The sequence below is a fragment of the Mesorhizobium sp. J8 genome (genome assembly GCF_016591715.1).
Lineage (GTDB): Bacteria > Pseudomonadota > Alphaproteobacteria > Rhizobiales > Rhizobiaceae > Mesorhizobium.
Map to the genome: position 1 here is coordinate 212387 of NZ_AP024109.1, position 13022 is coordinate 225408.

General features: G+C 66.3%; 10 protein-coding genes. 3 read left to right on the top strand and 7 right to left on the bottom strand.

Annotated features, from left to right (window positions below):
- The first annotated feature begins 50 nt into the window (after positions 1-50).
- From accD to MJ8_RS01110, 3 genes are all read left to right on the top strand, one after another.
- The gene (accD, locus tag MJ8_RS01100) at positions 51-977 is read left to right on the top strand and encodes an acetyl-CoA carboxylase, carboxyltransferase subunit beta (RefSeq protein ID WP_201412695.1); all 927 of its coding nucleotides are present in this window, start codon (positions 51-53) and stop codon (positions 975-977) included.
- A gap of 252 nt (positions 978-1229) precedes the next feature.
- A complete protein-coding gene (locus tag MJ8_RS01105; RefSeq protein WP_201412696.1) occupies positions 1230-2555 on the top strand; it encodes a bifunctional folylpolyglutamate synthase/dihydrofolate synthase in 1326 nt (441 codons plus the stop codon).
- Positions 2556-2602: 47 nt separating this feature from the next.
- Positions 2603-3022: a VOC family protein gene (locus MJ8_RS01110; RefSeq protein WP_201412697.1), complete on the top strand. Its 420-nt coding sequence runs from the start codon at positions 2603-2605 to the stop codon at positions 3020-3022.
- 5 nt (positions 3023-3027) lie between these two features.
- On the opposite strand, the gene MJ8_RS01115 is transcribed toward MJ8_RS01110, so the two are convergent.
- The 7 genes from MJ8_RS01115 to tsaE all read right to left on the bottom strand — a co-directional run bounded on the left by MJ8_RS01115 (position 3028) and on the right by tsaE (position 13014).
- Positions 3028-3252: a plasmid stabilization protein gene (locus MJ8_RS01115; protein WP_201412698.1), complete on the bottom strand. Its 225-nt coding sequence runs from the start codon at positions 3250-3252 to the stop codon at positions 3028-3030.
- A 66-nt stretch (positions 3253-3318) separates the two neighbouring features.
- Entirely contained in the window at positions 3319-3600 is a 282-nt protein-coding gene (locus MJ8_RS01120) for a cupin domain-containing protein (protein WP_027166948.1), read from the bottom strand.
- Positions 3601-3730: 130 nt separating this feature from the next.
- Positions 3731-4054, bottom strand: coding sequence for a thioredoxin (trxA, locus tag MJ8_RS01125; protein WP_201412699.1), 324 nt, complete (start codon positions 4052-4054; stop codon positions 3731-3733).
- A 74-nt stretch (positions 4055-4128) separates the two neighbouring features.
- Complete coding sequence (gene addA / locus MJ8_RS01130; RefSeq protein WP_201412700.1) at positions 4129-7641, bottom strand: double-strand break repair helicase AddA; 3513 nt, start codon at positions 7639-7641, stop codon at positions 4129-4131.
- A complete protein-coding gene (gene addB / locus MJ8_RS01135) occupies positions 7638-10772 on the bottom strand; it encodes a double-strand break repair protein AddB (RefSeq protein WP_201412701.1) in 3135 nt (1044 codons plus the stop codon). Before addB ends, addA begins: the two co-directional genes overlap by 4 nt.
- Positions 10769-11506, bottom strand: a complete 738-nt coding sequence (locus MJ8_RS01140; protein WP_225248099.1) for a nucleotidyltransferase family protein — start codon at positions 11504-11506, stop codon at positions 10769-10771. The genes addB and MJ8_RS01140 overlap by 4 nt, the downstream gene beginning before the upstream one ends.
- The gene (gene tsaE / locus MJ8_RS01145; RefSeq protein WP_201412702.1) at positions 11503-13014 is read right to left on the bottom strand and encodes a tRNA (adenosine(37)-N6)-threonylcarbamoyltransferase complex ATPase subunit type 1 TsaE; all 1512 of its coding nucleotides are present in this window, start codon (positions 13012-13014) and stop codon (positions 11503-11505) included. Before tsaE ends, MJ8_RS01140 begins: the two co-directional genes overlap by 4 nt.
- Between the last annotated feature and the right edge of the window lie 8 nt (positions 13015-13022).

Below are 13022 nucleotides of genomic sequence, written 5' to 3' on the forward strand. Positions count from 1 at the left end.
TAGGCTGAAGTGAATAGCTTGAAGTCCTTCCAGGACAGGGAGTCGACGCCATGAACTGGATCACCAATTACGTCCGCCCGAAGATCAATTCGATGCTCGGCCGGCGCACCGACATGCCGGAGAACCTCTGGATCAAGGATCCCGAGACCGGCGAGATGATCTTCCACAAGGATCTCGAATCCAACCAGTTCGTCATCCCGGCTTCCGGCCACCACATGAAGATCTCGGCCAAGGAGCGGCTGAAATACTTCTTCGACGACGGCAAATACGAGACGCTGGAAAACCCCAAGGTCGTCCAGGACCCGCTGAAGTTCCGCGACGAGAAGCGTTACACCGACCGCCTGAAAGAGGCCAAGACGAAGACCGGCCTGGAAGACGCCATCCTCAACGCGGTCGGCAGCATCGAAGGCCTGCCGGTGGTGGTCACGGTGCAGGATTTCGCCTTCATGGGCGGCTCGCTCGGCATGGCCGCCGGCGAGGCTATCGTGCATGCTTTCGAGGTGGCGCTGCAGCGCAGGCGGCCGCTGATCCTGTTCGCCGCCTCCGGCGGCGCCCGCATGCAGGAAGGCATCCTCTCGTTGATGCAATTGCCGCGCACCACGGTCGGCGTTGACCGGCTGAAGGAAGCCGGCCTGCCCTACATCGTCGTGCTGACCAACCCGACCACCGGCGGCGTTACTGCTTCCTACGCCATGCTGGGCGATGTCCATATCGCCGAGCCCGGCGCCCTGATCGGCTTTGCTGGCCCGCGCGTCATCGAGCAGACCATCCGCGAGAAGCTGCCCGACGGGTTCCAGCGCGCCGAATATCTGATGGAGCACGGCATGGTCGACATGGTCGTGTCGCGGCTGGAGATGCGCCAGACGATCGCGCGCTTGCTGAAAATGCTGCTCAAGATGCCGCCGGCCGACAAGCCGCTCGAGCCGGAAGTCCTGCCGCCGACGGTGGTCAGCGCCGAGGCGCGGCCGCAGGCCTGAGGCGAGATCGGTCCTGACGCGATATAGATCTGCGCGACATCGTTCGCCGCGAAGCGCGATTTGCGTCGCCTGGTGCGTGCTGTAGCCTCTGATTTGCGCATGGCCTTCACCGAAACCGATTCCCGGGTTCGGTGCCATGCGCAAGCAAATTCCAGGAAAAGTGCGAAGCGGTTTTCCGTTCGGAATTGCGTCAACAAAAAGAGAGAGCGGTTCTGCATTCCATGAGATGATGAACCGCTCTAGGATTCCGCCATGACAACGCTCTCCGCCGAACGCGAAATCGAACATCTGATGACGTTGCATCCGAAAGGCTTCGACCTTTCCCTGGATCGCGTCACCCGGCTTCTCGAACGCCTCGGCAATCCGCAGGACCGGTTGCCGCCGGTCATCCACATCGCCGGCACCAACGGCAAGGGCTCCTGCGCCGCCTTTTCGCGCGCGCTGCTGGAGGCGGCCGGCCATCTCGTCCACGTCCATACCTCGCCGCATCTGGTGAACTGGCACGAGCGCTACCGGCTGGCGGCCGAAGGCGGCGGCAAGCTCGTCGACGACGATGTTTTTGCCGAGGCCATCGCGCGCGTCGCCGAGGCCAATCAGGGCCAGAAGATCACCGTCTTCGAGATTCTCACCGCCGTCACCTTCGTCCTGTTCTCGGAGCATCCGGCGGAGGCTGCGATCATCGAGGTCGGCCTTGGCGGCCGCTTCGACGCCACCAACGTCGTCAAGCGGCCGGCGGTTTCGGTGATCATGCCGATCTCGATGGACCACGAAGCCTATCTCGGCGACCGTGTCGAGCTGATCGCCGCCGAGAAGGCCGGCATCATGAAGCGCGGCTGTCCGGTGGTGATCGGCGCCCAGGAAAGCGAGACAGCGCTTCAGGTGCTGATCGAGACGGCCGAGCGGCTGGATTGCCCGACCGTGGTCTATGGCCAGGACTTCCTCGCTTTCGAGGAAAACGGCCGCATGGTCTACCAGGACGAGGACGGGTTGATGGATCTGCCCTTGCCGCGCCTGCCCGGGCGCCATCAATACGCCAACGCCGCGGCGGCAATCGCCGCCGTCAAGGCGGCCGGCTTCGAGATCGGCCATCGCGCCGCCGAGCGGGCGATGACCCATGTCGCCTGGCCGGCGCGCATGCAGAAGCTGACCCAGGGCAAATTGGTCGATCTTGCCCCGAAGGGCGCGGAGATTTGGCTGGACGGCGGCCACAATCCCGGCGCCGGCATCGTCATCGCGGAGGCGCTGGCGGAGCAGGAGGAGAAGAATCCGAGGCCGCTGGTGCTGATCTCCGGCATGATCAACACCAAGGACCAGACCGGCTATTTCAGCGCCTTCAAGGGGCTTGCCCGCCATGTTTACACCGTGCCGGTTACCAACAGCGACGCCGGCGTTCCCAACGACGAGCTGGCATTGCGCGCCGAAGAGGCCGGCCTGTCGGCCGAGCCGGTAAGTTCCGTCGCCAGCGCGCTGATGCTGTTGCGCGATTCCTGGGACGGCCCGGCACCGCGCATCCTCATCGGCGGCTCGCTCTATTTCGCCGGCGCTGTGCTGGCCGAGAACGGCACGCCGCCGACCTGAGGTTAGATAGCGCTGCGGATTCGGCGGGGGCCCGAAAGGAACCGGCCATGATCAAGGTCAGGCAACTCGCCCATGTCTGCATCTTCGCGCATGACCTGGAGGCGACGCGCTCCTTCTACCGCGACGTGCTTGGCATGGACACAAGGTTCAATTTCCTGCGCGACGGCAGGATTTTCGGCTTCTATCTCGATTGCGGCGGCCGCAGCCATGTCGAAGTCTTTGAAAGGAACGAGGCCAGCTACAGCGACCGCAACCAGATCAACCATTTCTGCCTGGAGGTGGAAGATATCGATGTCGCTATCGCCCATATCCGGTCGAAAGGCGTCGAGGTCACTCCGAAGAAGCTTGCCTGTGACGATACTTTTCAAGCCTGGATCAGCGATCCCAACGGCGTGAGGATCGAGCTGTTCGAGTACACCGGTAAAAGCGCGCAGTTCGCCGGCGGCGATCGTGTCGCCGACTGGTGACTAATTTAGCGGCCTTCGCGGATAATTTTCTCCAGATCAATGTCGGCTCCGCTGCTTGCAGCCAGTCGAGCATAGAAGCTGGATGCGGGTTCGCGCCGTGCTTCCTGAATCTCATAGGACTCGAGCGCGCGTTCGATCACATCGGCTATGGAACGATTCTCGCGACGCGCAAGTCGATGAGCAAGGTTCCATGCTTTCGCGCTGCGGACTGAGAGTTTTGGTTCGGCCATTCCGAACTCCGCTTGCCGGAAATAGACACCGACAGAGCTTAGGCAGGTGATCGCTAGACGACCAGCCTACTTCAGCTCGATCTCTATAAAAGCGTACTCGCCGTCATTGGCGTTGATGACATCGTGTTCGACCCCTTCCCTGCGAAAATAGGGCGCTCCCTGCTTCATCTCGGCGAAGGATTCTCCATCCTTGGTCACCAGCTTCACCTTGCCGTCCATCAGCGGCACCACGACATAATCGTGGCCATGGCGGTGCCAGCCGGTGTTGGCGCCCGGTGCGAAGCGGTATTCGGTGACGATCACGCGCTCATTGTCGACGTGGACTGTGGCCTTGGCTGTTCCGGTCATGGCGCTCTCCTTTTCCTGTAGAAGAGGAGATGGCGGGCGCGAACGTCAGGGCCAGAGCGCGTCGAGCGATGACGCCAAAGAAAAAGCCCGGCGCGGTGGCCGGGCTTGTTCCTTGGATACGCTGATTGGCTCAGGCGATGGCGCCGTTGATCCAGTGCGATAGCGCTGTCTTCGGTGCGGCGCCCACTTTCATGTCGGTCATTTCGCCGCCCTTGAAGATCATCAGCGTTGGGATTGACCGCACGCCATACTGGGCGGCGAGCTCGGGATTCTCGTCAATGTTGAGCTTGGCGACCTTCACCTTGGAGCCGAGCTCCTTGGCGATCTCTTCCAGAGACGGGCCGATCATCTTGCACGGGCCGCACCACTCCGCCCAGAAATCCACCACGACCGGCTCCTTGGCGTTGAGCACATCGGCCTGGAAATTGCCATTGTCGACCTTGACGGTGGCCATGCTGAAATCCTTTCGAAAACTCCGGTTGCACCAAATGTGGTGGTTGTCGCGGCGATGTTCAAGCAGTTCTTGTGTCACGCTCCCGTGAGTCGGGCAAGGGCATCGTCCATCGCCCTGGCCGGCAGCTCGATCAGGCGCGGCGCCTCGGTGAACAGCAGCGCCGCCGTCACCTCGCGTCCCGGATAGAGCGGCTGGAGCAGAGCGCGGTAGAGCGCAAGCTGCAGCACATAGGCCGGCGGCACCTCCGCCAGGTCTTTGGGGGCCGGCCGGTTGGTCTTGTAGTCGATGATCGACACCTTTTCCGGGGTAACGGCCAGCCGGTCGATCTTGCCGGAGATGGAACGCAGCCTGCCCTTCACCTCGAGGCTGCCCATGATCGCGACTTCGGCGCGGGACGACGGCGAGAACAGCGCGCCGAAGCGGGTGTCGGACAGGATGGAGAGCACGGCGTCCAGCGCCCCGTCGCGCTCGCCATCCGGCCAATCCGCGCCGGCGCGCGCCAGGTAGCGCTCCGCCGCGTTCCGCCTTTCTTCCTCGGCGATGGCTGGCAGCATCTGCAGCAATTTGTGCAGGGCCAGACCGCGCACCACCGCGAAGCCGGGCTCGGCCCCGGCGTCGAGCACCGGCGAACGTGTGTCGCGCCCGGCGTCTTTCGCTTCCTCGATCAGCGCCGAGGCGCCGGAAGGCGAAAGCGGCCGCGGCAGCTCCTCATAGGGCGGCAGCGGCCGGAACAGGTTTTCGGGCAAAGGCGCGGTGTTCTCGAAGGGGCGTGCCTCATCGATGCCGGTCAGCGCCACCGGCGGCAATTTCGTCATGTGGAAGCGATGCACCACCACCTCGGCCGTGGCCGGATGCCGCCGCTCCGAACTCTCGGGCGCGCCCAGCAGCGCGCGGCTGACGATCGAATGCCAGGTGCCGGTGCTGGGCTGGCGCTTGCCGTGATAGCCGCAGACGATCAGCCGGTCTTCGGCACGCGTCATGCCGACATAAAGCAGCCGCCGGTACTCGTCGTCCGCCAGTTCGCGCGCCCGAACCGATGCCGCCTTCGAGACGCCGTTGGAGACGTCGCTGGCCGAGCGCCACAGATAGCCCTTGCCCCTCCATTGCGTCCCCGAGCTTTCGAACGGCATCAGCCGCGGCAAATGCTGGTCGCTGAACGGCGCGGAGCCGCCGTCGACCAGGAAGACGACCGGGGCTTCGAGACCCTTTGCGGCGTGAACGGTCATGACGCGGACTTCGTCGCGCGTCTGGTCCATCTCGCGCTTGATCTCGGGGCCGGCATTTTCCAGCGTCGACAGGAAGGATTCCAGCCCCGGCAGTCCAGTCCGCTCCTCGGCCAGGCAAAAACTCAGGAATTCGTCGAGGATGTCGCCGGCCTCGGGTCCGAGCCGCGCCGTCATCTTGCGCCGCAGCCCGTCGCGCGCCAGCGCCGCGGCGTAGAATTCGAACACCGGCTTGAACGCCACTTCGGTCGCCCAGCCATCGAGACGGCCAACGACAGCGGCGAGGGAAACATCCTCGGCCGCATGTTGCCTGAGCGAGGCGATCAGCGACTGGCCCTTCGGCCTTTGGCCGGCAAGCGTCAGCAGCGTCTCCTCGGAGACCTCGAAGATCGGGCTGCGCAGCACGGCGGCCAAGGACAGGTCGTCCTCCGGCTGGATCAGGAAATGCCCAAGCGCGATCAGGTCCTGTACGGCGATATGGCCGGGCAGGCTGAGCCGGTCGGCGCCGGCGACCGGGATCTGCCGGTTCTTCAGGCTGCGCGACAGCGCATGGACGAAGCGGTCGCGTTTGCGCACCAGCACGAGGATGTCGCCGGCGGTCAGTCTCCGGCCCTTGCCTTCGATGACCTCGCCGTGCTTGAGCCAGGTCTGGATGGTGGTGGCCACATGCTCGGCGACGCGCACCGCGGGCGCGCTGGCATGGTTGACCGGTAAGGTCCAGTCGTCGGGCTCCTCGACCATCTCGGCGCCGACCGACGGCCACACCTCGACATAGCCCGGCGCATCGTTGCGGATCGCCTTGTGGCTCAGCGGATCGGGATCGTGGCTGATGCCGCGCCTGACGCTGGGCTCGGCAAAGACGCGGTCGACCGCGGCCAGCACGTCGTCGCTCGAGCGGAAAGACCAGGTGAGCTTGAGATTGGCGAAGGCGGCTTCCGCGTCGCGCACGCGCCCGGCAAACAGCAGCCGGCTTTCGGCGAAGGAATCGGGCGCCGCGCCCTGGAAGGAGTAGATCGATTGCTTCTCGTCGCCAACGGCAAAGATCGTGCGCGTGACCGCCTCGCGCTGGCCGAGCCCGGCAAAGAATTCTTCCGTCAGCTTCTTCACCACCTCCCATTGGTCAGGGCTCGTGTCCTGCGCCTCGTCGAGCAGGATATGGTCGATGCCCTGGTCGAGCTTAAACTGCACCCACGGCCCGGCATCCGGCCGTGACAAGAGGCTCACGGTGCGGGTGATCAGGTCGTTGAAGTCGAGGAAACCCCGCCCTCGCTTCAACTGCTCGTAGCGCGCGATAAGCCAGCCGGCGACGGTGAGCGCCGCCGCTGTCCCTTCGAGCATGCGGAACAGCGCCAGCCGGTCGGTTACGTCGAGGATCGCCTTGGCCGCCGCAAGGTAGCGGTCCGGCAGATCCGGCAGCCGGTCGACCAGCGCCTTCTTGAAGATCTTGGGCGGCTCATAGGGGTCGCCGTCGGCCTTGAGAAAGGCCTTTGCCAGCAGCCGCAGCCGGCGGATCGGGTCGGCTTCGGCGAAGGCGCCCCGCGCATAGGGAATGACGTTGTTCAGCACCTGGCGCGCGTCGGCGGCTTCGGCGGCCTGCGCGAATTCGGCGAACTGGCTGGGGTCGAAGCCAGGCAGCGGCCAGAGCGAAGCGGCGATGCCTTCGGCCGTCTGTCCGGGCCTGAAGCCGAACTCCGCGAACAGCGGCGGGAAGTCCCGGCTTTTGCCGAGCTTGGCGATGAAATCACGCAACTCGTCGCGCTTGCCGACGATCTCGGCAAGCAGCGTATCGAGACCGAACTCGCCACCGCGCTCCAGCACCGTGGCGAAGGCATCCGCCAAGCCTTCGACGCCGGCGCCCGCGCCTGAGATCATGTCGCGGCGGGCATCGGCGAACAGCGAGGCCTCCATCTGCGGATCGAGCATCTCGAAATGCGCCGGGATGTTGGCCTCCAGCGGGAACTGGTGGAGCACCGATTCGCAGAAGGCGTGGATGGTCTGGATCTTCAGCCCGCCAGGCGTCTCGAGTGCCTCGGCAAACAGCCGCCGCGCGCGTCGCATCATCTCGCGGTCGGCCCCTCGGCCGTCCAGCGCCGCGATCCTCATCGCCAGCTCCGCGTCGGGCAGCGCCGTCCACTCCGACAGGGTCGAGAAGACGCGGTTCGACATGTTGGCGGCGGCAGCTCGCGTATAGGTCAGGCACAGGATCTTCGACGGATCGGTGCCGTTGAGCAGGAGCCGGATGACGCGCTGTGCGAGCACATGCGTCTTGCCCGAGCCGGCATTGGCCGACACCCATGCGGAATAGGCGGGGTCCGAGGCGCGCGCCTGGCTGGCGGCGGTATCGGAGGGGATCGGATATTTCATCCTTCCGCCTCGTCTTCGCTGGCGCCGCCGGCCGACCATTCGAGCACGCGCGCCAGATGGTCGTAGTCGCCGTCGGCTTCGCCCTCGCGGAAGGGCAGGGCGCGCGACAGATAGCCGGTGGTCGGGTCGGCATAGTGGAAGAGCAGCCGCTCCAGCCGCGCCCAGGCCTCCTCGGAGAGATCGTTGGCGGTGCGAGGCTTGCGGTTGTATTCGAGGATCGATTCCTCGAACACCTCGCCATTCGGCTTCAGCCGCACGAAGGCAAGCTGCGAGGGCTCGCGAATGCCCAATTCCTTGAAGGCCCCACGCCTCAGCAACGCCCCCTCCAAAGCCAATTGCGGCGACAGCAGCGTGTGCGCCTGCGCTTTCGAGGGCGAGGAGCCGGTCTTGTAATCGAGGATATCGGCCATGCCGCCGGCAAGCAGATCGACGCGGTCGGCATAGCCGGACAGCGTCACGCCGGTGCGGCCGACCACCGTCTTCTCGGCGCGCTCCTCGGCGTAGCGCCTCGCCACCGCATCGGCGCGGGTGTGCTCCCACCCGATGATGTTCTCGGCGAGCTTTTCGAAACGAGGCCACCAGATAGCCTCGATATCCGGCGGCAGCTTCGCCTCGGCAAAGCAGAGACGGCCGGCTTCGATGAGGCTCGCCAGCGCGTTCGGCGCCTTTGGATCTTCCACGCGTCGCGAGAACAGATGCAGGATCTCGTGGAACAGCGTGCCGCGTTCGGCTGCGCCCGGATCGCGGATCAAGGGCTCGAGCGGCATCAGGTTGAGGATGCGCCGCGCATAGACCGCGTAAGGATCGCGGCGCAGCGTCTCGATCTCGGTGACCGAGAAATGCAGCGGGCGCATGCTGAGCGGCGGCTTGGGCTGCGGTCGAAGGGCAAAATCCTTCTTCTCGCCGGCGTCGAGAGCGCGCGCCCAGCCAAGCAGCGCGTCGCCGCGGCCGCGGAGTACCGCGGCCGGCTCCTTGCCGATGAAGGTCAGGATACGCTGCAGCCAGCGCGACGGCACCGCCGGTGCGTCACCCGAACGCGCAGACCGCGTCAGCACGACCTCTTTCGTGCCCATCGCCATCTGGAAATCATGCGCGGCAAGGCCGATGCGCCGTTCCGGCGGCTCGAGGTCGATGCCGGTCTTCATCAGCCGCGACATGAAGCGGTCGCTCTCGGGCTTGCGCGGCCAGATCCCTTCGTTGAGCCCGCCGATGACCAGCGTGTCGACATTCTGCAACCGGGCTTCCAGCGCGCCCCAGATGGCGATGTTGCGGTCGGTGCCTTGCGCCGGCTTCACCGTCTCCGGCGCGATCAGCGCTTCCATCACGTCGGGCCATTCCGAAGCGGCGAAAGTGAAGGGCGAGGACGCCGCCACCAGTCCGCGCAGCAGATCGGCGAGTTTCTCGCCGGCGTCGCCGGCATAGAGGTCGGCGAGGCTGCCGTCGGCAGCACGGCCCAGATCCTCCAGCGCGACGACGCTTGCGCTGGTCAGCGTCGCGATGTCGGCGTCCTTCTCGTCGCGTATCGCGGTGAGCGGCGCAAGCGCCTTGGTAAGGCGGCTAAGCATGCCGTGCGCCTGCTCGATGCCGCGCACGGTCATGCGCGAAAACCAGAAAGGCTGCCTTGTGTCGCCACCCAGCTCCGCCAGCCGTGTCTCGAAAAGCGCGCCAAGCGATGCGACGTCGGGCCGGCCCGTGCCGCCGCGCAGCGCCACCAGCTCGATAAGCTCGGCAGCCTTGCGCACGGTTGGGCGTTCGAGACCGAGCCCAAGCAGCGGATGCTTGAGCAAGGCGAGAAGGCCCACCGGATCGCCGGGCCGGAAGGCGGCGCCGAGCGCCAGCCGCAGTAGGCTGGCGGCCGGCGTGTTGAGGAGCGGTGTTCCGCCGGAATCGTCGGCGACGACGCCGAAACGCAGAAGCTCGGCCGAAACCCGCCGCGCCAGCGCCCGGTCGCCGGTAACGAGCGCCGCGCGCCTGCCTGGGATCTCCACGGCGCGCTTCAGCGCGATGGCGATGGCCGCCGCCTCGTCACGCTCGTTCGCCGCTTCCACCAGCGTCACGCCGGCAAGCGCCTGCTCGATGTCATAGGCGGTGAAACGCGGCCGTGTCTCGGTCCAGTATTCGGTGGTTTCGGCCGGCCGCAGCGCCTCGCCGACAAGCGCCGCGCGTAGCGCAAGCGGCGATGGCGCCGCGACGACGTCCTCGACGTCGCGGCGAGCAATGCCGATGCCGCCGATCAGCTTGGCGAGGCCGTATTGCGGATGGCCGAGCGTTGCCGGACGCGCGCCGGGCGCCGTGATCGCCGCGAAGGATGCGTCGTCCAGCTCGCGGTCGAGCCCGGGCAGGACGACCGCGCCGTTGGGCAGGCCGGCGATCACGCCAAGCAGTTCGGCGGTAGCGGGGATAGAGCCGGTCGAACCGGCGGCGATCACCGGGCCGGCCGGTGCATTGCGCTTCAGCCGCGCCGCTTCCAGGCGGATCAGTGCGCTGCGATGCGCGGCCGGATTGGAGCGGTCGCGCTCCTTCAGCAATTCCGGCCAGTTGTCGGTGACGATGCCGAGGAAATCGAGCGTCACCTGCCACCAGCCGGCGAGGTTGCCGGTGACCAGCGTCGCGAGCTTCGCCCAATCCGTGCCCTCGGTCTCGATCTCGTCCATCAGCCGGGCGAGGTCGCGCGCCAGCCAGATGGCGTCGGCGGCCGAGGTAGGCACGACGAACTCCTCGTTGAAGCGGGCCCTGACATGGCCCGGCAGGCTTTCCTTCCAGGCGCGCACCAAAGGCGCCAGCAACAACAGCCGTTCCTGTGCGGCGATCGGCGGCGCGAGGTCTATCGCCGGCACCGCCTCGGCGTCGAAGGCTGCCTCGTCCTCGTCGAACTCGCCGAGCGGCCGCACCGTCGGCAGGATGGCGGAACGTTTACCCCCTCCCAACTCGGAAAGGATGTCGACGAAGGCGCCGCGCAGGGCACGCGCGGCGCGGCGCGTCGGCACGTAGATGGTGGCGTCGGCCAGCGCCAGCGGCTCGCCGTCGAAGCGAAAGCCGGGGATCAATCGCCCGTCGAGCAACGCCTTCGCCAGAGTCGGCAGGAACGGCGCTCCGGGCGGGATGGAAAGGACGCGCCGCGCGCCGCTCATACCGCTTTCGCGAGCGCGCCCGCCACGGCCGCCTCGGCGGCTGGGATCGCGTCCGGCGTGCCGACGGTGATCCAGCGCCCGTTCATCTTCATGCCGAACAGGCGTCCGGCGGCGATCGCCTTGTCGAAATAGACATTGAGCGAATGCGAGCCGGTTGGCGCGTCCTTGAAGATGCGCGGGTGGATGATGGCGGCGCCGGCATAGATCAGGCCCGCCGGATCGCCCTTGGAGCGCGTGAGCGCGCCGTCCGGCGCCACCAGGAAGTCGGTGCCGACGCAGTGCCCGGTCGCTGAGTCGAGATCGGCAAGCATCAGCAGAATATCCATTCTGGCGGCGTCCCATGCAAGGGCGAGCCGGTCGAGACTGGGCTTGCCGCTGTCGATCCAGAAGGTGTCGGCGTTGATGATGTAGAAGGGGTCGCTGCCGAGCAGCGGCAGCGCCTTGACGATGCCGCCCGCCGATTCCAGCAGGGCCTCGCGCTCGTCGGAGATGACGATCTTCGGCGTCCGGCGCCCGGCGACATGAGCGACGATCTGCTCGGGCAGATAGTGCACATTGACGACGGCCTTGCTGATTCCTGCGGCTTCCAGGCTGTCGAGCCCCCAGTCGAGCAAGGTCTTGCCGGCGATCTTCACCAGCGGCTTGGGCATCGTGTCGGTGATCGGCCGCATGCGCTTGCCGAGCCCGGCGGCCAGCACCATCGCGGTCGCGGGCTTCATGGTTGGGGGCTTCATGGGACCCGTTCCTCGAGCAGGCCGTGGGCCATGTAGAATTCCTTCAGGCCGGCCAGCGCAGGATGCGCCAGCGCCCGCCTCAGATAATCGCGGATGCGCGGCAGGTGCTTCAGATAGTAAGGCTTGCCGTCGCGCTTTTCGAGCCGCACGAAGATGCCGAGGATTTTTGAATTCCGCTGCGCCGCCATGATCGCATAGGCCTCGGAGAAGCCGGCCTCGTCGAAGGCGCCGGCCACCCGGCGTGCCGCGACATAGGCCGCGACCGTCCGCCGCTCGATTTCATGCGGGACGGTGACACGCGCATCCATGGCCAAGGAGGCGACATCGTAGGCGGCCGGCCCGATCAGCGCGTCCTGCACGTCGACGATGCCAAGCCGGTCGAGGCCGGAACGCTCCCCGCGCCAGATGATGTTGGGCGAATGGAAGTCGCGCAGCATCAAGGTGTATTGGCTGCCCTCGAGCCGGTCGAGAAGGGCGTTCCATACCCGGTGATAGCCTGCCCGCAAGTCGTTGCTCGCCGGTTCGCCGGTGATCCACGGCACATACCAGTCGACCAGAAGGTCGGCCTCGATCAGCATGGCGTCGCGATCGAAAGGCGGCACGTCGTGGAACACGCCGGGCGACGCTTCCATGCGCCTGGGCCATTCCTTGCCATGCATCATGGCGAGCAGCTCCGCCGCCGCCTCGTAACGCTCTGCGATAGGTTGGCCGTCGCCGCTCAAAAAACCTTCGGAGCCGAGATGTTCCAGCAGCAGAAAACCCTGATCGAGGTCCTGGGCGTGGATCACCGGCACGCTGACGCCGCCCGCGAGCAGCGCTTTGTCGATGGCGACGAAGGCAGTAACCGATTGCGCCGTGTGAGCGATCACCGCATAGGGCTTGCCGTCGCGCACCGGCGGCCCGAGCACAAGGCGCGGCGAGTTCATCAGCACGCGCGGCGCCTGGCCGGGCAGCGAGACGATCTCATAGGAGCGGGCGGAGGCGTCGCCGACGAAATGGCGACGGCTGGCGTCGCCCCAGCCGGCCGAGGCCAGGAAATCGCGCATCGCCAGCGACCGCGCCGCGCGCTCGAAAGCCGGTCCCTGCCCGGAAAGCCTCGCCACGCGGCCGTCGCCATGTTCGGCTAGCTCGACCCACAGCGCGTTGGCCGGCAACCGGTCTCCGGCCCGTTCCGGCCATTCGACCAGCGCCGCGCCTTGGCTGAGCGCATCGTCAAGACCGAGCTCGTCGAGCTCGTCCGGCGCGGAAAGCCGGTAGAGGTCGAGATGATGCACCGGAACGCGTGTCTCGTAGCTCTGCACCAGCGTAAAGGTCGGGCTCGGCACTTCGAGGCCGGCATCGTCGGCAAGCGCCCGGATCAGCGCGCGGGCCAGCGTCGACTTGCCGGCGCCGAGATCGCCTCTCAACGCGATCGCGTCGCCGGCGCGCAAAGCCATGGCGAGGTCCTCGCCAAGCTTTGCCGTTGCCGCCTCGTCGGCGAGAAAACGCTCCAGCACCATCCCTGTCATATAGGCCG

Bases quoted from the DNA above. Each gene is read 5' to 3' on its own strand.
- addB (WP_201412701.1), bottom strand. From the start codon at position 10,772: ATGAGCGGCGCGCGGCGCGTCCTTTCCATCCCGCCCGGAGCGCCGTTC.
- MJ8_RS01110 (WP_201412697.1), top strand. From the start codon at position 2,603: ATGATCAAGGTCAGGCAACTCGCCCATGTCTGCATCTTCGCGCATGAC.
- tsaE (WP_201412702.1), bottom strand. From the start codon at position 13,014: ATGACAGGGATGGTGCTGGAGCGTTTTCTCGCCGACGAGGCGGCAACG.
- MJ8_RS01120 (WP_027166948.1), bottom strand. From the start codon at position 3,600: ATGACCGGAACAGCCAAGGCCACAGTCCACGTCGACAATGAGCGCGTG.
- addA (WP_201412700.1), bottom strand. From the start codon at position 7,641: ATGAAATATCCGATCCCCTCCGATACCGCCGCCAGCCAGGCGCGCGCC.
- MJ8_RS01115 (WP_201412698.1), bottom strand. From the start codon at position 3,252: ATGGCCGAACCAAAACTCTCAGTCCGCAGCGCGAAAGCATGGAACCTT.
- MJ8_RS01140 (WP_225248099.1), bottom strand. From the start codon at position 11,506: ATGAAGCCCCCAACCATGAAGCCCGCGACCGCGATGGTGCTGGCCGCC.
- trxA (WP_201412699.1), bottom strand. From the start codon at position 4,054: ATGGCCACCGTCAAGGTCGACAATGGCAATTTCCAGGCCGATGTGCTC.
- accD (WP_201412695.1), top strand. From the start codon at position 51: ATGAACTGGATCACCAATTACGTCCGCCCGAAGATCAATTCGATGCTC.
- MJ8_RS01105 (WP_201412696.1), top strand. From the start codon at position 1,230: ATGACAACGCTCTCCGCCGAACGCGAAATCGAACATCTGATGACGTTG.